Below are 17,504 nucleotides of genomic sequence, written 5' to 3' on the forward strand. Positions count from 1 at the left end.
AGCTCTTAGCAAGTAGTTGTATGATTCGCGTTTTTTTGGTTGATGACCACGCTATTATGCGCGATGGTCTGCGGGCCGTTTTAAGCGCCGAGCCGCTGCTGCAAGTAGTGGGTGAGGCCGCCAACGGCCAGGAGCTGCTCGGCCAGCTGCCCGCCGTGCCTGTTGATGTGGTGCTGCTGGATATGAACATGCCCGTGCTCGACGGCCTGAGCACCACCCGCGAGCTGCTGGTTAGCTACCCGCGCCTGCGCATCCTGATGCTCTCGATGCTCACCAATGAGCACACCATTGCCGAGGTGCTGGCGGCGGGCGCCCACGGCTACGTGCTCAAAAACGCCGACAAAAGCGAAATCGTGACGGCGATTCAGGCCGTGGCGGCGGGCAAGCGGTTTTTGTGCTCCGACATCGGCCTGGGCCTGCTCGAAAAGCTAGTGGGCCTGCAAGGCGCGGCCCCCACCACGGGCTCCAACGCGCTGACGAGCTTCTCGCACCGCGAGCGCGAAATTCTGCAGCTGGTGGCCTCGGGCCTCACCAACCAGCAGATAGCCGACAAGCTCTTTACCAGCCGGCGCACCGTGGAAGCCCACCGCCAAAGCCTGCTGGAGAAAACGGGCGCCAAAAACACGCCCGCCCTGGTGAAGTACGCCATGGAGCAGGGCCTGCTCAAGAGCTGAGGCCGCCCGCGGCCGGGCTAGGTAGTTCGCGCAGCCCCGCGGGTAAAGCGCGGCAGCTATTTAGGTAGTTACCGAACGCAGAAATGGTATTTTAGCGGTAGGGCGCGGCAAGTTGGTGGCGTTGCTTTGTCAACGCCATTCACCAGTAGCCCCGTGCCCTGCTTTGCCGGTGCCTGCCCAGGAGGGGCCCGGCCGCCAGCTGGCCCGGCGCCGGCCCGCGAGCAGCTGGTCGCGGCCATCCGGCTACCTTTCCTGCCTAGTATGCCTTGCTCGCCCCACTACCCCCTAGGCCCTGATTATCTGGTACCTAAGCTGCCTCTGGCCGCCCTGGAGGCCTGGCCGGGTGGCCACCCCGGCCCGGCCAGCCAAACGCTGCACCTCGATTGCTGCGCTGCCCCCTACCGGCATACCCTAGGCGTGTGCCACCAGGTATCGCAGCTGCTGCTGCTGCGCCGGGCGGGCGTCGCGGTGTGGCTCCACCAGGCAAACCCGGTGCTGCGCCGCTGCCTGCGGGTGCTGCAAGTTGCCCACCTGTTTACCTGGGTTGCCTAGGGCTTGCCGCTCGGCCCCCTCCGGCTGGGCAGCTGCCCACCCGTTCGTTGCGCGGCTATGCCACGCACCAAGCCCTAGGGCCAGCTTCGGCGCCCTCGGGGTCAAACCTCCTTTTCCTACTAGTCATGCTCCTCATTCTGCTGTTCTTCGGGGCGCACTGGTACGCCTCGCTCTTTGCCCAAACCTTTTTTCAACACCGCTACGCGGCCCACGGCATGTTTACGATGAGCCGCGGCTGGGAGCGGGTCTTCTTTGGGCTGACGTTCCTGGCCCAGGGCTCGTCGTTTATGTCGCCGCGCGGCTATGCCTTGCTGCACCGCCTGCACCACGCCTTTTCCGATACCACCCAGGACCCGCACTCGCCCCACCACTCGGCCAACGCGCTGAGCATGATGTGGCAAACGCGCACCGTGTACCAGGAAATGCTGGTGGGCGAGTCGGCAGCCGCCACGCGCTTTGCCGGCCAGCCGTACCCCGAGTGGCGGTGGCTGGAAACGGCCGGCCACCAGTGGTACGTGCGCCTGGGCTGGGGCGCGCTCTACACGCTCTTCTACGTGCAGTTTGCTACCGCCTGGTGGCAGTTTCTGCTGCTGCCCCTGCACTTTTCGATGGGCGCCGTGCACGGGGCCATCGTGAATTGGGGCGGGCATAAGTACGGCTACCAGAACTTCGACAACCACGACCACAGCAAGAATACGCTGGCCCTGGACTTCCTGGCCGGGGGCGAGCTGCTGCAAAACAACCACCACAAGCTGCCCAACCGCGCCAATTTCGGCGTTAAGTGGTGGGAGCTAGACCCCACCTACGCCCTAATTTGGGCGCTGAGCCAGCTGCGCGTTATTCAACTGCCCCGGCCCAAAGCCGAAAGCGTATGACGCGGGAGGAATTTACGCGATTGCCCACTGAGAGGCAACTGGATACGCTGCTGCTCCGGGGCGCCTACCTGGCCCGGCGCTGGGAAGGGGCTACGGAATTTAGCCTCTACTACGTGCCCAACTCAGGGCGGGGGTTCTTTGCGGAGCTAGCCTGCCACCAAGCTCCTCACCGCCTGCAGCTTAGGGCCGCCGGCCACGGCGACGCGGTGCTGGATGCGTACCTGAGCAGCCTAGCCCTGCCGGCGCCCGATGCGCTGCCCTAGGCCCCGCCGCACAACCGAAGCCGGGCAGCGCACTAGGCGCCGGCAAGGCTAGGCCTTAGCGGATGAGTTCGACCCAGCCCTTGTAGACGCGCTGGGTGTTGCCCGAGTCGGCAAACTGCACCTCGGCCAGGTAGTAGTAGATGCCGTCGGCCAGCGGCCCGCTCCCCGTGCTCTCGCCGTTGGTGCCGTCGCCCTGCCACTCGATGTATGGATTCTGGTCGCTCTCGTACACCTTGCGGCCCCAGCGGTTGAAAATCTGCACGTGGGTGCGGCGCACCGGCGAGCTGGTCTTGGGCCGGAACGTGGCGTTGAGGGCGTCGCCGTTAGGGGTGAAGATATTGGGCAGGAGGAAGAACACGCACTCGCTCTGGCACGCCACGTTGCTCAGGGCGCTGCGCTCGCCGGTGGCCGTGACGGCCTGCACCTGGTAGCAGTAGGTCTGCTGGGGCAAGAGGCGGTTGAGGTAGCGGAGCTGGGTGGTCGAGTCGAGCAGGGCAAACGGCCCGCCCGCGCTGGTAGCCCGGAATACGCGGTAGTAGGCGGCGTTGGCCTGGCAGCCGGCGGGGGTCGAGCCCACCGTCCAGCTCAGGCTGTTCTGGTAGCTTTGGTTGGGGGCCGGGTACTGGGGCAGGGCCGCCAGGCTGTCGCAGTTGATGACGCGCAAGCTCAGCACCGGCGTGCAGGGGGTGGGGCGCAAGGTGGCGCACACCTCCTGGCTCTTGTTGAGCAGATTAGTATAAATGCTAGCGCCCGCGCTATTGACCGGCGTGGCGTACTGGCCCACCGTCTGCACGTAGTAGCAGTAGGTCTGGTTGCGCTGCAGGCTGGGGTCAGCGTCCACGTAGCTGCCCGTGGCCGCGCCCGGCGTGACGGTGGCAATCGGGGCGTAGGCGCCCGTGGTGCCCGTGCGGCGGAAGATGCGCGCCGGCTGCTGGCTGTTGTCCCAGGGCACCTGGTAGGCGAAGTTGACGCTGATGGTGTTGGCGTTGCCGTTGGCCACCAGGCTCGTGCGCACGCTGCTGGCCTGGCTGGGCGAGTCGGCTGACTCCACCAGCGTGCCGTTGCTCGTGTCGCTGCGGTAAAACACCAGTTGGTAGATATACTGGTTGGCCTCCGTGTTCAGGCCCGTATCCACAAACGTGGTGTCGGCGATGCTATTCTGCACCTCGCGCACCAGCGTGAAGGCGGTCGGGGCCGAGGCCAGCGCCCGGCTCAGGCGGTAGCCGTAGGGGGCCGTAAAGGTGGTGGTGCCGCTGTTGGTGCGCGGCTGGGTCCACTTCACCGTAATCTGCCCTGTGGTAATGCTCGTCGCGTTCACGTCCACGTTGGTGAGCAGGGCCGAGCGCCCGCCGATGGTCAGGCAGGCCTCGTTCGACACCAGGCTGCTGCCGCCCGCTGGCAGGGGGAAGACGGCGTAGATGCGGTAGCTATACGTCTTGCCCCGCTCCAGGGGGCTGTCGGCAAAGGTGGTGGTGGTGGCCGGCACGGCCCCTACCTGCACGTAGCCCGCCCCGGCGGGCAGGCCCGTGTCGCAGGGGCCCGGCGTGTAGGCGTAGCAGCCCTCGCGGCGGAAGATGAGCAGCTGGCTGGCGTTGGTACAGGTATAGCGGGTCCACTGCAGCAGGGCGCTGTTGCCGGGGCCGGCCTGGGCGGTCAGGTTCTGGGGCGGCGGGCCCACGACGGTAATGCGCACGGGCCGCTCATCGATGAGCACGGGGTTGCCGGTGCCGGGGTTGTCTTGGGCCTTGAAGACGACCAGGTAGGGCTCCTTGGCCACGTTGCTGCAGTCCGTCTGCCAAGTATAGGTGCCGGCCACGGAGGTGCCGGTGCGGGTTTGGGTGAAGGTGGCGGGCGGGATAGTGCCGCTGTAGGCAAAGAGCGTGACGGGCGTGGGCGTCGTGCCGGTACTCTGCCCGTCAATGGCCGTCACGTTGAGCGTGGCCGTCTGCCCGGCCTGCACGCAGATGTCGGCCGGCACCGTGAGCTGCGGCGGCAGGTTCGAGGTGGACGAAACCAGTATTTGAATATCGCGGATAACCTGCCCGATTAGGCGCCGGTAGCCGCCCGGCGAGCGTCGCCACTCTTCCACTACCATCGCCACGTTGTAGTAGCCCACCTTGGCCGGCGCGTTCCACATAATCTGGCCCGTGTATTTATCCTGCGTGTAGGTGGCCTGGGTGCCGGCAATAGCCGTGGGAATGCCGGGGTACGTTACTCGCGTGGCGCCGGGCGTCACGAGCTGGCTATTCGGATACACGTAGTTGGAGCACACAGTGCTATCTGGCTTGTTGCCATTGCGCACGGCCGCGTCGTAGCCACCGGGCACTTGCAGGCTGTGCAGTACCCGGTACGACAAGGAGTCACCATCGGCATCGTAAGCGGCCGGGTTGTGCAAGAACACCTGCCCTAGGCCCGCATTGTCAACGGCCGGCGCCCGCAGCACCGGCGAGTGGTTGCGCCCTAGGGTAGGGTCGATGGTGATAGTCGAGCAGATGTAGAAGGTCTGGCCTACTGCGCCCGGCAGATTCACCACGTTGTCCACCCGGTTCTCGCCTACGAAGCTGACCCGGTAGCTGCCCGACCCCGGAAAGGTGTGGTCGAAGTAAAAGGTATAGATATGTACTCTATCATTTACCGTGATATTGTCCTTCCTCGGAATCTTATCCTGCCGGGTGCCGTCGCCAAAAAAGATACTCGCATCGGTTTGCAGGGTATTTTGGTTGGCCGGGTCGCAGTAGAGCGTCAGCTTGAAGTAGAGGTGGTTCGGGTTGCCCGTTACCGTGTCCACTTTTGACTGAATATCGCCCGCCCGGATGTGGGTGGCGTGGGCCAGCTGGGGCGGCAGGCCCAGCAGCAATAGCAACCCTAGGAACCAGCCGGCCAGCTGACGGCCTGTTGCGCGGAGTAAAGAATCTTGCATTGGAACAACGGAAAAGGAGGGGATTTCTCGATTCTGCTACTCGGAATAATTGTTAAATCAGCCAGCGCCTACGCGGCTACTGTAGTTTCTAAAACAATTTCAGGGTTCGGGTACGATAGGGGCAGGGCTAGCCCCGACCTGCCGCTAGACGAAAGCAGCTGAGCGGCGCGGCCGATGAGCGGGAGCCAGCCCCATCCCTACGATAAACTAACTGCGAAATTGCTGTAAAAGCTTCACTGGCTTATTCCCACCGCGCCGTGCCCAAAGCGGCGGGCGGGGCGGGCCTAGGATAAAAGCAGGCAATTGCCTTATGGCAAGGAAAATTTTAACTCAAGATACAAGGTTAAACGGGGAGAAAAGAAAAATCAAGCAGCTTTAGGTGCCATCCATGCCGGAGCTATTTGACTCAGTAGGCCACCCACGCTTCGTAGTGAGGCTAGGACCGCTAACTACAAAATTTAGGTGCCGCTTGCTAGGTGTAATTGGCGAGTGAATGCGTTGACAATAAGCAATTAGTGAAGGTTGTCAGTTTAGTTTTTGCCCGTTGCCCAGCGGCGCCTGCTATAGGGCGGGCGGTTATATTTGGCTGATACGGTGAGGCCTGCATGCCTGAGTGGCCCAGCTGCCCCTAGGGGTGGCCGGGCGGCTGGGGTGCTGCGTTGCCGAAGCCGCCCGCTTCTTTTTCCACCCACGCTTTGGCCCATCTAGTACTCCGCGACAGCGCCCGGCTGCGCTACTTCACCTTCTTCTACCTGTATGTGATGCAGGGCATCCCAGCGGGCTTCGGGCTCACGGCCACCTACAACTACCTCATCGGGCAGGGCCTGACGGCCAAGGCAGTGGGCTCGTTCGCGGCCATCGTGGGGCTGCCCTGGACGTTCCAGTTCGTGTGGGGGCCGCTCATCGACAAGTACCAGTACAGTGTGATTGGGCACCGCAAGCAGTGGGTGGTGCTCACGCAGCTGGTGGCGGCGCTGGCCTCGCTCTCGCTGCTGCTGGTGCGCGACCCGGTGGCGCAGGTGGGGCTGCTAGGCGGGGTATTTTTCGTGCACAGCGTCTTTGCCAGCATTCAGGATGCCAGCGTCGATGCCATTGCCATCTCGGTGGTGCCGCTGGCCGAGCGCGGGCGGGTCAACGCCTTCATGCGGGGCGGGTTTTTGCTGGGCTCGGCAGTGGGCGGGGCGGTGCTGGCCTACGTGCTGCACCACGGTGGCTTTCGCTGGGCGGCCGTGGCCCAAACCGCGGCCCTACTCGTGTTCACGGTGCTCACGTTCTTCATCAAGCTCGACCGCACCGACCAGCTGCTGCCGCGCCTGGGCCGCGCCCGGCGCCCGGCCGCGCAGCGCACGCCCACCGACGACGCCCTCGCGCACCCCGACGAAAACCCGTCCCTGGGTTGGCTCTTCCGCGAGCTGTGGCGCAGCATGGTGGAGCGCCACAGCCTGCGGGCATTCTTGATAATTTTCCTGGCCTACCTGGCGGGCTACCTGTTCAGCAACGCCTTCAACTTTCACCTCATCCACGCCCTGCGCTGGTCCGACACCGACGTTTCCATTCTGCAGGGCAGCTGGGGCAGCCTGGTGTCGTTTGCGGTGCTGCTGGGCGGCGGGGTGCTCGTCGACCGCATCGGCCCGCCTCGGCTGCAATACTGGGTGATGGTGGGCCTAGGGGTGTTCCTGCTGGTATTCAGCAGCCTGGCAGCATTTTGGGTGAGCCGGCCGGTAGCCTTCAGCGGCCTGGTAGTGCTCAACCTGGCCGACCCGCTGCTGAGCGTGGCGGCCATGCCGCTGCTCATGGCCTTCTGCCGCCCGCGCATCGAGGGCTCGCAGTTTACCACCTACATGGCACTGGTAAATCTGTGCGGCGTCACGGCCAGCTACCTCAACGGCTGGCTGCTGGAAATCACCACGGCGCCCATTATCGGTTTCGGGGCGGGGCTGCTGCTCACTGGCCTGCTGCTGGCGCTGCACCTGCTCAACCCTAATGCCAAAGCCCAAACCCAGGCGCAGTTGGCGGGCGTCAGGGCGTCGTGAGAACGAGGGCGACTCCGTATCCTAAGCCGACTTCTTGCGGCCCGAGCCGCCGGGCTTCTTGCCCGCCACCGTCCTGCTTGTTCACGGTAGCCCAGGCGCGGGCCTCGGCCTCGTCGGCGGGCACGCCTTTTTGCTCGTAGCCTTCTTCAATGTGCTCGGCCTGGCGCTTCTGCTTGTCGGTGTATTTCGACTTATCTCCTTGGGGCATAGTAGTAAGGGATGAAGATGAGAAAAAGCCGGCCGCTGCGGTGAGGCACGGTAATTGAGCTACGATGCCGCGCGGCGCCGGGTTAAGGCCGAGCTAGCCCTAGGGGGCAGCCGATGCGGGCGCGCTAACCGCGGGCGGGCCAGCGGTTACCAGCTACTTGCGCTGGCGGCTATCTTCGCCCTGTTTCCCATCCGCTACTTTATGCGCCACGTTGCCGATATTCCGCACCCGCAGGTTCGAATTACGCTCTTTGCCTGGAACGGCAAGTACCTGCTCAAGCTAGAGCAGGGCCCGCTGGAGCAGACCTACAAGGTGCCCGAGCTGGACATGAGCGGCCAGGTGCCGCCCGACGTTGAAATTCGCCAAATTCTGGATGACGAGTTTTTGGCTGCCGCCATTGCGCGCTTCCGCCCCATGCACGACGACCTGCGCGCCGCCCTGGCCCGCCAGGATGCCCGCTAACCCCTTGCTGCCTATGAACTTACTTTGCAATCTGCGTAGTTTTTGCCTGCTGCTGCTACTGGCCCTAGGGGGGCTGCCCGCGGCCCAGGCCCAGGCCCAGCTATACACCGTGCGCGAGGGCCAGCTGCCCTACGCCGGCCGCACCCAGTACAGCGTGAACACGGTGGTGGACGGCAACCTGAGCCAGACCCGCGAGTTCTTTCAGGACTTTATGAAAGACCAGTACCGCGTATCGTTTCGCGGCGGCCTGGCCTCGCTGGTGAACGTGGGCAAGCTCATTGGCAAGAATACTGGCAGCACCGGCAGCATCGTGCAAGCCAAGCAGCAGGCGGGCACGTTCATTTCGAGCCGGCCCGTCGATTTGTACGCCGCTTTCACCACCCTGGCCGACTCGACGACCGAGGTGGCGCTGTTTGGCGGGTTTGGCGAAAAGACGTTCTTCAGCCCCGACCTCACCAGCGTCGAGTTTAAGCGCCTCACCAGCATCATGGAAAAGTACGCGCCCGCCGCCCGCGTCAATGCCTTCCGCCAGCAGGTGAAGGCCGCCGAAGCCGCCGTAGCGGCCGTGGACAAGGAAAAGACGCGGCTCGATAAAAGCATTCAAACGGCCCAGAGCAACACGGCCGCCAACCTGAAGCGCATCGAGGAGCTGCTGCGCCAAAACAAAGCCAACGCCGCCCAAATGCACCAGGACAGCGCCCAGCTCGTCGTAAATGGCCAAAACCGCGAAACGGCCCAGCAGCAGCTCGAAAAGCGCCGCGAGCGCCTGGCGGGCGTGGCGCCCGCCAAGTAATCCCCCCCGCCGACTACCCCATGAACCCGTTGCCCGACCCCGCCGATAACTCGCCGCTGGCCACGCTGCGCCAGCTGAAGGAGCTGCTTGATGCCGGCGCCATCACGCCGCAGGAATACGACACCCTGAAGCAGCGGCTGCTATTTGGCGCCGCGCCGGCCGAGCCCGCAGCCCCCAGCGCCGAAGCTGCCGCGCCAGCCAATAGTTCCGCCCCTGCTGCCGAGGTCCCGCCCACGCCCTACCTCGACACGCCCGCCGCCCTCACGCCCGAGGCCACGCCGCTGCTCACGCCCGAGCCCGACTGGCTGGCCGCAGCCGCCCCTAGCCTGCTTACGCCCGCGAACGAGGCTGACGAAGAGCCAGGGGAAGTAGCTGAACGCCGCAATCCGCTCAACTTGGTATTCGCCATCGGGGGCCTGCTGCTCTTTTTGGGCGTCGTGGCCTACCTCACCCTGGGCCGCCCCGCCACCCCCGACGAGCACCTGACCAGCACCAGCCAGACCGCCGCCGACACCACCGCCCTAGCCCCCGAGGTAGGCCCCCAAGCCGAGCAGCTGACCCTGCCGCCCCGCACCGGGCCCGATACCGTGCGGATGGTGCCGGCCGCCGCCCCGCCGGCCGCACCAGCTACCACCGCCGCCCCCGATTCAGCGGCCACTGCCCCCGCTGCTGCCCCGGCCGCCCAGGCCCCCGCCGCCGCGACAACGCCCGCGCCAGTCGCCCCGAAAGCGGCGGCGCCCAAGCCCGCGGTGGCGCCCGCCCCCGCTGCCACCCCGGCCGATACTGCCGCTGGCAAGCCCTAGGGCCGCCCGGCTCAAGAAGATGCGCCGCCCCCTAGGGCTACTGCCCTGCCTTAAGGCGGCACGCCTGCGCCGGTGTTTGCCGCCTGGTTTCTACCTTGCTGCTGCCCATGAAGCTACTCAGCGACGACCTGGTTGATACCGACGATTTTTTTGTGGAACAAGTCCACCTCACGGCCATTGTCTTCGACAATACCGATGACGTGACCGTGTGGGCCACCACCTTCCGCGGCGACGACGCCCACTTTTTCCACCTGGCGCTGCCTTTTCACGACCTGGATACCCTGCTGCGCGTGGCCGGGGAGCGCGCCGCCGCCCTGGCCGAAGAAGTAGCCGATGCCCTAGCCACCACCGAAACCTGGCCCTGTCTGCTCGAATACACCACCGAGCAGCGTCCGCCCGTGGCCCTGCCCAGCGTGGCCCTCAAGCTGTCGGTCACCTATCCCGCCGACGCCGAGGACGAGGAAGACCCCCAGCCGCACAACATCTTCTACCTCGAAGGCATCTACGTGCGCCTAGGGCCGTGAGCGGGGGGAAGGTGGTATTTTTGCGGCAGCGTCTGTTTTAGAAGTCTGCCAAACTGCCTATATAAGTACGTCATGCTGAGCTTGTCGAAGCATCTCTCCCACGCCGCCTAGGGTGCCGTTCGGTAGAGATGCTTCGGCAGGCTCAGCATGACGTGCTTTTAAAGCGCTTTACCATCGACCTGCCTCCTAGCCGCCCGGCCATGAAACCACCGTTTACCCGCTTGCTGGCGCGCCTGCGCCGCCGCCCGCGGGTGGCGGCCCTCACGCTGCGCCTCACCAGCGTGCCGGCCAGCACGCCGGCCGGCGCTACTATCTACCTCACGGGCTCGTGCAATGGCTGGACCACCGACGACCCCGCCTACGCCCTCGCCCACCACCCCGCCGATGGCAGTTACTCGCTAACGCTGCCGCCCGGCACCGGCACGCTGGAGTATAAGTTTTGCCGCGGCACCTGGGCCACCATCGAAACCGACGCCGACAACCGCGCCCTGCCCAACCGGCGCTACCTCTACCAGGCGCGGCGCCGCACCCTGCGCCTGCAGGTGCTGAACTGGGAGGATGAGGGCGGCGCCATTCCGCCCCGCCCGCACTCGGCCGCGCCCAACGTGCACATTCTGGCCGAAAGTTTTATTATGCCGCCGCTGCGGCGCCCCCGGCGGGTGTGGCTGTACCTGCCGCCCGACTACCACACCAGTGAGCGCCGCTACCCGGTGCTATACCTGCAAGATGGCCAGAACGTGTTCGACCAGTACACCTCCTTTGCTGGCGAGTGGGGCGTGGACGAAACCCTGAACGCGCTGCACGCCGAAGGCCGCGACCTGGGCGGCTGCCTCGTGGTAGCCGTGGATAACGGGGGCCCGCGCCGCCTCGATGAGTACTCGCCCTGGCGCAACCCGCGCAGCCGCCGCGGCGGCGAGGGCGAGCAGTACGTTGATTTTCTAGTGCATACCCTCAAGCCCTACCTCGACAAGCACTTCCGCACCCGGCCCGAGCCGGCCAGTACCGGTATTATGGGCTCGAGTATGGGCGCCCTCATTAGCGTGTTCGCGGCGGCGCGCCACCCCGAGGTTTTCGGAAGGGTAGGGGTGTTTTCGCCGGCTTTCTGGTTTGCCGGGCAGTCGCTACTGGCCTTTTTGGTGCAGCATCCCCCTAGGGCCGATGCGCGCTTCTACTTCCTCAGTGGCACCCGCGAAGGCCCCACCATGGTGCCCCTGATGGCCGCCGTGCGCGAGGCGCTGCACGAAGCCGGCCTGCCCCTGGGGCAGCTCGCGTTCCAGGTTTTGCCCGATGGGCAGCACGCCGAGTGGTTTTGGAAGCGCGAGTTTGCTGCGGCCTACACCTGGCTTTTTGCCGCCGACTTGCCCGCGGTTTTGCCCGCCGCCAGCCCCTCGGCCATTAGCTTGGGGTAGGCGGCGCAGAAGTCGGTGAGCGGGCACGCGTGGCACTTGGGCGAGCGCGCCACGCAGATGTAGCGCCCGTGCAGAATCAGCCAGTGGTGGGCTTTGGGTATTACTTCCTGCGGAATGTAGTTGACCAGCGCTTTTTCTACCGCCAGGGGCGTGGTGGCCGTTTTGGGCACCAGCCCCAGCCGGTGCGACACCCGAAAGACGTGCGTATCGACGGCCATGGCGGGCTGGTTGTAGATAACCGATACCACCACGTTGGCCGTTTTGCGGCCCACGCCCGGCAGGCGCTGCAGCTCCTCGATGGTGCTGGGCACCTCGCCCCTAAACTCGGTGTGTAGCAGGTGCCCAAGGCCCGCCAGGTGCTTGGCCTTGTTGTTGGGGTACGACACGCTGCGGATAAACGGAAAGATGTCATCGGCCGAGGCGGCCCCTAGGGCCTCGGGCGTCGGAAACTGCGCCAGCAGCGCCGGCATCACCTGGTTCACGCGCTTGTCGGTGCACTGGGCGCTCAGTACTACGGCCACTATCAGCTCGTAGGGATTGCGGTAGGCTAGCTCAGTGCGCGGCTCGGGGTAGTTCTCGGTGAAGTACGCCAAGAAGCGGCGGAACCGTTCAGGACGGGTCATTATCTGAAATGTAAAAATGTGATTGGATGTGGGAAATGTAAAAATGTCTAAAAGGTTATCCCTTCGAGGCAATTATCACATTTCCCACATTCAACCACATTTTTACATTCTTAAAAACGTTCGGCTGTATTGCAGGATGGTGGCCGTGGTGGCGGGCCTAGGGTTGCGGGCCAGGCCATCCAGCGTGCGCTGGGTTAGTAATATATCGGCGCAGGTTTCAGCCAACTCGGGGTCGTGCAGCAGCGCGTCCTCTATCTCCTGCTGCTCATCAGCTGGCAATTCGTTGTAAACGTAGCGAAGCAACGTCGGGTGGGGTAAGGTTTGTATCATACAGGAGCGAATACGCGGCCATTTTCTTCCGCAGGTTGATTAACGCATAGCGCATTCGGCCGAGAGCGGTGTTGATGCTAACGCCGGTTGCGTCGGCAATCTCCTGAAAGCTCATGTCGCCGTAGTGGCGCATCAGCAACACCTCCTTTTGGGCGGCGGGCAGTTCCTGGATGAGTTGGCGCAGCTGCGCGTGGCTCTCCTCCCGGGTCAGCACCTCGTCGGCCGATTCTTCTGAGAGGTGTAACGAGTTCGCAAGCCCGATGTTGTCATCAAGGCTGGTTTGGGGCGCTCTTTTTGCGCGCCGAAACGCGTCGATGGCCAGGTTGTGGGCAATGCGGCACAGCCAGGAGCCGAATTTGCCCTCGTCCTGGTAGCGCCCGCTCTTGAGCGTGCGGATGGCTTTGATAAACGTATCCTGGGTGAGGTCGTTGGCGAGGTCTTCGTCGCGCACCACCAGGTGGATAGTGGTAAACACGCGGGCCTGGTGGCGCTGAAGCAACTGGGCAAAAGCCGATTCGCGGCCCGCCAGGTAGAGGTCGATGAGCGCGGAGTCGCTCGGCTGCAGGGGTTCCATAAAGAGCTACGGTAGAAAAAAGGGAACGTAGAGCTTTTGGTCGATAGCGAGCAGCTGAGAGAGTAAAAAGAAATGCGGCCGATAGGGAATAGCGGAATCTGCTATAATCAAGCCAAATGTAAGTGACGGCCGCGCGCCGCACAAGGGCCAGCCGACCAAGCGCGCAAATATTTATCGATGAATTAGTGGTTTTAATCTGCTATCAACCCCAGTTGGTAGGGTGCGTACTGCGTAAGCGTACTTTTTAGCTCCTCCCTCCGTTCATGCGCACACTTCTCGCTCTGCACTATTGGGCCGGCGCCGGCCACGAGTTCAACCAACTGCTGCCCTGGCTGCCCGCCGGGTTGCGTTTGCTGGCCCCCGACTTGCCCGGCTACGGCCAGCAGCCAGTGCCACCGGGCTTCGACTTCTCAGTGGTCAGCTACGCCGATTGGGTGGCGGCCTATGTAGCAGAACAGCAGCTCGATGACTACTACCTGCTGGGCCACAGCATGGGCGGCAAGTTTGCGCTAGCCCTGGCGGCGCGGCAGCCCCTAGGGCTGCGCGGGCTGCTGCTGCTGTCGCCCTCGCCCCCCACGCCCGAGCCCATCAGCCCCGCCGACCGGCAGGCCAGCCGCGAGGCCTGGGGCAAGCCCGAGGAGGCCGAAAAAACGTTTCGTAAGATAACTAACCGCCCGCTGCCCGAGGGCATTCGGCTGCAAGTGGTGGGCGACAACCTGCGCACCGACCACGCCGCTTGGGAAGCTTGGCTGGACCTGGGCTCGAAGGAGGATATAACGGCGCTAATACCCAGCCTGCGCGTGCCGTGCAGCCTGCTGGTGGGCACCGACGACCGCGCTATTCCGGCCGAGGCCCAGGAAAAACAGACGCGGCCTTTACTGCCGGCTGGCTCGGCCTTTGGGCTGGTGCCGGGCGCGGGCCACCTGCTGCCCTACGAGGCGCCCGAGGAAGTAGTAAACGCCCTGCGCCCGCTGCTCGACCTATGAAAACGCCCCCACCCACCTTCCAGAACCCGGTGCTGGATGCCGACTTTCCTGACCCCAGCGTGCTGCTGGTGCCCGACGGCTACTACTACGCCTACGCCACGAATACCAAGCGCAACGGCCAGATAATCAACCTGCAAATAGCCCGCTCGCTTGATTTGGTGCAGTGGGAGTACCTAGGGGAGGGCCTGCCCGAAAAGCCCGCCTGGGCCGCCCACACCCAGCGCTACTGGGCGCCCGACGTAAGCCAGCGCGCCGATGGGCGCTACCTGCTTTACTACTCCGCCCAGCCCGACGACCCGGCCGCGGGCATGGCCATTGGCGTGGCGCTGGCTGACGGGCCCCTAGGGCCCTTCCGCGACGTGGGGCAGCCGCTGCTGGCGGGTGGCCAAGGCTTTCAGAACATTGACCCTATGCGCTTTGCCGAGGGCAGCCAGCAGTGGCTGTTCTACGGCTCGGGCTTCGGGCCGCTGCGGGTGCGCGAGCTGGCCGCCGATGGGCTGAGCTTTGCGCCGGGCAGTGCCGAGCACCAGTTGGTGCAGGCGGCGGGCGGCAGTTACGGGCAGCTCGTGGAAGGCAGCTGGGTGCACCGGCGGGGCGAGTGGTACTACCTCTTCTACTCGGGCAACAACTGCTGCTTCCCCAGCCCGCACTACGCCGTGCTGGTGGCCCGCGCCCACCACCCCGCCGGCCCCTATCAGACCCTAGGCGACGCCACCGGCACCGAGGGCACCATTCTGGTAGAAAACGACCGCTGGCTGGCCCCCGGCCACAACTCCGTCATCACCGATGCCAGCGGGCAAGACTGGTTGCTGGCGCACGCCATCGACCGCCAGCAGCCCACCTTCGACGCCATCAACGACGAGCAGGGCTACGCCCGCCGCCCCCTGGTTCTGTGCCGCCTCGATTACTCGGCCGATGGCTGGCCGGTGGTAAGCTGGTAAATGAGTAGATGAGTAAAATAGGCGGTCATGCTTATCTGACGTCCGCTTGTCGAAGCATGACCGCCTATTTTACTCATCTACTCATCTACCACTAGTCCAGCGAGCGGGCGCGGAAGAGTATGTAGCCTAGGTGCCCGTAGACGCTGAAGCGGTGGTCGGGCGTGTCGTAGTACTCGGCGTGCACGGCCAGCGGGCCCACCGGCGTGTGAAAAATCAGGCCCGTGACGGCCGTGAGGTAGGGCCGGCTGATGCCGCCGGTGCGGATGGGCACCTGGTTTTCGTCGGCCAAGGGTAGAATATTAATGTGGGCAAATAGCTCCGAGCGCCAGTCGATTTTGCCCAGCACCTGCTGCGAAAAGCGCACCCCCGCCGCTACGAAGCGCGGCGAGCGGTAATTGTACAGAAACAACGTGCGCGAGTCGGCCAGCGGCGCGAAGATGGGCGCCGACGTGAGCGACGAGCGGTAGTTGAAGAAGCGGCCCTGCCCGCTCACGGTAATCTCGCCGTAGTAGCCCCAGCTCGTCTTGTCCTTATTGAGCGGGTAGTAGCGCTCGTACACGCCCCGAAACTGCAGCCACTGGTGATGGCGCGACTGCTCGCCCAGCTCGCGGAAGCGCGAGGTGGTGCCGGGCGTGTACACCTCGGTGCCCGTGACGCCCCGCAGGGTGATAATGGCCCGCCGCCCGCTGGTAGGGTACTGCTTCTCGTTCAAGGAGTTGCGGGCGAAGCGCACGGCGGCCGTGGCACCCTTAAAGGAGGTGCGGTCCAGCAAGTCATTCGATTGAATCTGCTCGGTGTTGGCGTAGTTGTCCACGTTGTAAAACGCCCCTAGGTCGAACACCTCGCGCGAGCGGTAGCGCGGCGACACCCCAAACTGCACGCCCACCTTCAAATCCTGCTGGTTGACCTGGGTGCTGAGCACGTTGCTTTGCAGCAGGCCGCCGGTTTGCTGAAAATCCCACTTGTTGTAGGTGATGCCGGGCGCCACGTAGAACGGCAGCCGCCCCGGCGCGTTCAGTCGGAACGAGGCCTGCGCCCCGTTGTAGAAGCGCCCCACGCTCACGTTGGCCGCCACCGAGTACAGCAGCCGCCGCAGGTAGCGGAATTCTACCCCTAGGTACAAGCTCTCGATGGGTCTGGTACTCAGCGTAAAGCCTACCTCGGCCGCTACGTTGTTGTTGCGCTGGGCATCCACGCTAAACACGTAGCCCTTCTGCTCGGGGCTGTAGCGAATGCGCGGGTAAATGTTGCGGAAGTAGTCGTCGGAGGCCAGGCGGTAATAGCCTTCCTTCAAGTCGTCAAACGAATAAGTGGAGCCGTCGCGCCGGAAAAAGGCGGCCGCGTAGGCGTTCTGGTCGGCGCGCAGGCCCCGCACGCTCACCTGCGTGAAGCGCGGCGCGGGCACGCCCTGCTGAAACGCCAGGCGGCGGCGCTGCAGCTCCAGGGTATCGACGCGGCGCCCGATGCGCCACTTTATCAGCGTCATCTTGCGCATGGCCGCCGTGTCGCCATCGGCAATAAGGGTGCGCACCTGTGCAAAGCTGGCGGCCCCTAGGCTGCCCAGGTCGGGCTGAATATAAATGCCGTTCTTGCCCACCGTAGTGCTGTCCGCTACGCTGTTACCTAAAAACAGCAGCGTGCCCGTCAGCAGGTCGTCGTCCTTCTTATATGGATATTTCTGCAGCGCTACGTCGCCCACGTTTACCCCAATGATGATGTCGGGCTTGAAGTCCTGCTGCATCACGTCGGTAGGGAAGTTGTCGAGCACCGCTCCGTCGAACAGGTAGCGCCCATCGAGACCCCGAATGGGCCGGAAGGCCAGCGGGAAGGCCATCGAGTTGCGCACCGCATCGGCCAGAATGCCCGAGCGCTGCACCACCTTCTTGCGCGTAAAAACCTCCGTTGCCAGGCAGCGGTAGGGCACAAACAGGTTGTCGAAGTCGTAGTTGGCCTTGGCCGCCCCCGGCGCCAGCAGCTGGGCCAGCGCAATGTTGAGGTTCAGGTCGTTCACCAGGTTGGGCACCACCTGGAAGTTGAAGGTTGAGTCGAGCGACACCCCTAGGCGCAGGGCCGACGGGTTGGGCTCGGCCGTGAGAAAGTTGAACGTCTTATCGGGCAGCACCTGCCCGGTAGCCCAATGCTGAAAATCGTCCGACAATACAATCTGCTCAATTTCACGGGGCGAGTAGCCAGCGCAGTACATGGCCCCCACCACGGCCCCCATGCTGTTGCCCACAATGTAGTCAATGGGAATGCCATTGGCTTCAAGCTGCCGCAGCACGCCCACGTGGGCCAAACCTTTGGCCCCGCCGCCGCTCAGCACCAGGCCCACCTTCTGGGCCGCCGCGGGCGGCACCAGCATCGTCATAAACCACCAAGATAAGCTTAACCAGGATAACAGTTTTTTCATAATTCTGAATAATTGGAATAAGGCCGCAAAAATAGGCTTGGGTAGCGGTTTGGCCCTAGGGCACGGGCCGCAAAGGCAGGCATTATTTCTGGTTGGCTATTCGCGTTAGCGCAGCGAATGTATG

The 17,504-nt window shown here is 64.2% G+C and carries 18 protein-coding genes; 12 read left to right on the forward strand and 6 right to left on the reverse strand.

What is annotated here, in order from left to right; translation table 11 throughout:
* The first annotated feature begins 20 nt into the window (after positions 1-20).
* The 4 genes from HHL22_RS18690 to HHL22_RS18705 all read left to right on the forward strand — a co-directional run bounded on the left by HHL22_RS18690 (position 21) and on the right by HHL22_RS18705 (position 2,364).
* Complete coding sequence (locus HHL22_RS18690) at positions 21-674, forward strand: response regulator (RefSeq protein ID WP_169532917.1); 654 nt, start codon at positions 21-23, stop codon at positions 672-674.
* Positions 675-935: 261 nt separating this feature from the next.
* Positions 936-1,226 carry a hypothetical protein gene (locus tag HHL22_RS18695; protein ID WP_169532918.1) on the forward strand — a complete coding sequence of 97 codons (291 nt, stop codon included), beginning with the start codon at positions 936-938 and terminating at the stop codon, positions 1,224-1,226.
* Between the two features lie 125 nt (positions 1,227-1,351).
* Positions 1,352-2,101 carry an acyl-CoA desaturase gene (locus tag HHL22_RS18700; RefSeq protein WP_169532919.1) on the forward strand — a complete coding sequence of 250 codons (750 nt, stop codon included), beginning with the start codon at positions 1,352-1,354 and terminating at the stop codon, positions 2,099-2,101.
* Between the two features lie 20 nt (positions 2,102-2,121).
* Positions 2,122-2,364, forward strand: a complete 243-nt coding sequence (locus HHL22_RS18705; protein ID WP_169532920.1) for a hypothetical protein — start codon at positions 2,122-2,124, stop codon at positions 2,362-2,364.
* 55 nt (positions 2,365-2,419) lie between these two features.
* Here the strand turns inward: HHL22_RS18705 and HHL22_RS18710 are convergent, their stop codons facing one another.
* Positions 2,420-5,284, reverse strand: coding sequence for a T9SS type B sorting domain-containing protein (locus HHL22_RS18710; RefSeq protein WP_169532921.1), 2,865 nt, complete (start codon positions 5,282-5,284; stop codon positions 2,420-2,422).
* A gap of 695 nt (positions 5,285-5,979) precedes the next feature.
* Here HHL22_RS18710 and HHL22_RS18715 point away from each other — a divergent pair.
* Positions 5,980-7,317, forward strand: a complete 1,338-nt coding sequence (locus HHL22_RS18715; protein WP_169532922.1) for an MFS transporter — start codon at positions 5,980-5,982, stop codon at positions 7,315-7,317.
* Here the strand turns inward: HHL22_RS18715 and HHL22_RS18720 are convergent.
* A complete protein-coding gene (locus tag HHL22_RS18720) occupies positions 7,304-7,525 on the reverse strand; it encodes a hypothetical protein (protein WP_206680752.1) in 222 nt (73 codons plus the stop codon). The two genes, HHL22_RS18715 and HHL22_RS18720, sit on opposite strands and share 14 nt — an antisense overlap.
* Before the next feature lie 201 nt (positions 7,526-7,726).
* On the opposite strand from HHL22_RS18720, the gene HHL22_RS18725 reads away from it, so the two are divergent.
* The 5 genes from HHL22_RS18725 (at position 7,727) to HHL22_RS18745 (ending at position 11,516) form a co-directional block, all read left to right on the forward strand.
* Positions 7,727-7,987 (forward strand): hypothetical protein, encoded by a 261-nt coding sequence (locus HHL22_RS18725; RefSeq protein WP_169532923.1) that lies wholly within the window; start codon positions 7,727-7,729, stop codon positions 7,985-7,987.
* Positions 7,988-8,000: 13 nt separating this feature from the next.
* On the forward strand, positions 8,001-8,780 hold the full coding sequence (locus tag HHL22_RS18730) for a hypothetical protein (RefSeq protein ID WP_169532924.1): 780 nt from the start codon (positions 8,001-8,003) through the stop codon (positions 8,778-8,780).
* Positions 8,781-8,800: 20 nt separating this feature from the next.
* The gene (locus HHL22_RS18735; protein ID WP_169532925.1) at positions 8,801-9,583 is read left to right on the forward strand and encodes an SHOCT domain-containing protein; all 783 of its coding nucleotides are present in this window, start codon (positions 8,801-8,803) and stop codon (positions 9,581-9,583) included.
* A gap of 107 nt (positions 9,584-9,690) precedes the next feature.
* Complete coding sequence (locus tag HHL22_RS18740) at positions 9,691-10,107, forward strand: hypothetical protein (protein WP_169532926.1); 417 nt, start codon at positions 9,691-9,693, stop codon at positions 10,105-10,107.
* A gap of 200 nt (positions 10,108-10,307) precedes the next feature.
* A complete protein-coding gene (locus HHL22_RS18745; protein WP_169532927.1) occupies positions 10,308-11,516 on the forward strand; it encodes an alpha/beta hydrolase in 1,209 nt (402 codons plus the stop codon).
* Here HHL22_RS18745 and nth read toward each other — a convergent pair.
* The 3 genes from nth to HHL22_RS18760 all read right to left on the reverse strand — a co-directional run bounded on the left by nth (position 11,441) and on the right by HHL22_RS18760 (position 13,043).
* Complete coding sequence (nth, locus tag HHL22_RS18750; protein WP_169532928.1) at positions 11,441-12,139, reverse strand: endonuclease III; 699 nt, start codon at positions 12,137-12,139, stop codon at positions 11,441-11,443. The two genes, HHL22_RS18745 and nth, sit on opposite strands and share 76 nt — an antisense overlap.
* Positions 12,140-12,241: 102 nt before the next feature.
* A complete protein-coding gene (locus tag HHL22_RS18755) occupies positions 12,242-12,442 on the reverse strand; it encodes a hypothetical protein (RefSeq protein ID WP_241738179.1) in 201 nt (66 codons plus the stop codon).
* Positions 12,408-13,043: an RNA polymerase sigma factor gene (locus HHL22_RS18760; RefSeq protein ID WP_169532930.1), complete on the reverse strand. Its 636-nt coding sequence runs from the start codon at positions 13,041-13,043 to the stop codon at positions 12,408-12,410. Before HHL22_RS18760 ends, HHL22_RS18755 begins: the two co-directional genes overlap by 35 nt.
* Before the next feature lie 263 nt (positions 13,044-13,306).
* On the opposite strand from HHL22_RS18760, the gene HHL22_RS18765 reads away from it, so the two are divergent.
* Both HHL22_RS18765 and HHL22_RS18770 read left to right on the forward strand, forming a co-directional pair.
* The gene (locus tag HHL22_RS18765; RefSeq protein ID WP_169532931.1) at positions 13,307-14,029 is read left to right on the forward strand and encodes an alpha/beta fold hydrolase; all 723 of its coding nucleotides are present in this window, start codon (positions 13,307-13,309) and stop codon (positions 14,027-14,029) included.
* Positions 14,026-14,970, forward strand: a complete 945-nt coding sequence (locus tag HHL22_RS18770) for a family 43 glycosylhydrolase (protein ID WP_169532932.1) — start codon at positions 14,026-14,028, stop codon at positions 14,968-14,970. The genes HHL22_RS18765 and HHL22_RS18770 overlap by 4 nt, the downstream gene beginning before the upstream one ends.
* Before the next feature lie 91 nt (positions 14,971-15,061).
* On the opposite strand, the gene HHL22_RS18775 is transcribed toward HHL22_RS18770, so the two are convergent.
* Positions 15,062-17,380 (reverse strand): patatin-like phospholipase family protein, encoded by a 2,319-nt coding sequence (locus tag HHL22_RS18775; protein WP_169532933.1) that lies wholly within the window; start codon positions 17,378-17,380, stop codon positions 15,062-15,064.
* Between the last annotated feature and the right edge of the window lie 124 nt (positions 17,381-17,504).

It is taken from the genome of Hymenobacter polaris (assembly GCF_012927305.1).
GTDB lineage: Bacteria > Bacteroidota > Bacteroidia > Cytophagales > Hymenobacteraceae > Hymenobacter > Hymenobacter polaris.

Excerpts from the sequence above, each read along its gene's own strand:
- HHL22_RS18740 (WP_169532926.1), top strand. The coding sequence starts at position 9,691 with ATGAAGCTACTCAGCGACGACCTGGTTGATACCGACGATTTTTTTGTG.
- HHL22_RS18775 (WP_169532933.1), bottom strand. The coding sequence starts at position 17,380 with ATGAAAAAACTGTTATCCTGGTTAAGCTTATCTTGGTGGTTTATGACG.
- HHL22_RS18695 (WP_169532918.1), top strand. The coding sequence starts at position 936 with ATGCCTTGCTCGCCCCACTACCCCCTAGGCCCTGATTATCTGGTACCT.
- HHL22_RS18710 (WP_169532921.1), bottom strand. The coding sequence starts at position 5,284 with ATGCAAGATTCTTTACTCCGCGCAACAGGCCGTCAGCTGGCCGGCTGG.
- HHL22_RS18765 (WP_169532931.1), top strand. The coding sequence starts at position 13,307 with ATGCGCACACTTCTCGCTCTGCACTATTGGGCCGGCGCCGGCCACGAG.
- HHL22_RS18745 (WP_169532927.1), top strand. The coding sequence starts at position 10,308 with ATGAAACCACCGTTTACCCGCTTGCTGGCGCGCCTGCGCCGCCGCCCG.
- HHL22_RS18730 (WP_169532924.1), top strand. The coding sequence starts at position 8,001 with ATGAACTTACTTTGCAATCTGCGTAGTTTTTGCCTGCTGCTGCTACTG.
- HHL22_RS18720 (WP_206680752.1), bottom strand. The coding sequence starts at position 7,525 with ATGCCCCAAGGAGATAAGTCGAAATACACCGACAAGCAGAAGCGCCAG.
- HHL22_RS18760 (WP_169532930.1), bottom strand. The coding sequence starts at position 13,043 with ATGGAACCCCTGCAGCCGAGCGACTCCGCGCTCATCGACCTCTACCTG.
- HHL22_RS18700 (WP_169532919.1), top strand. The coding sequence starts at position 1,352 with ATGCTCCTCATTCTGCTGTTCTTCGGGGCGCACTGGTACGCCTCGCTC.
- HHL22_RS18725 (WP_169532923.1), top strand. The coding sequence starts at position 7,727 with ATGCGCCACGTTGCCGATATTCCGCACCCGCAGGTTCGAATTACGCTC.
- HHL22_RS18690 (WP_169532917.1), top strand. The coding sequence starts at position 21 with ATGATTCGCGTTTTTTTGGTTGATGACCACGCTATTATGCGCGATGGT.
- HHL22_RS18735 (WP_169532925.1), top strand. The coding sequence starts at position 8,801 with ATGAACCCGTTGCCCGACCCCGCCGATAACTCGCCGCTGGCCACGCTG.
- HHL22_RS18770 (WP_169532932.1), top strand. The coding sequence starts at position 14,026 with ATGAAAACGCCCCCACCCACCTTCCAGAACCCGGTGCTGGATGCCGAC.
- nth (WP_169532928.1), bottom strand. The coding sequence starts at position 12,139 with ATGACCCGTCCTGAACGGTTCCGCCGCTTCTTGGCGTACTTCACCGAG.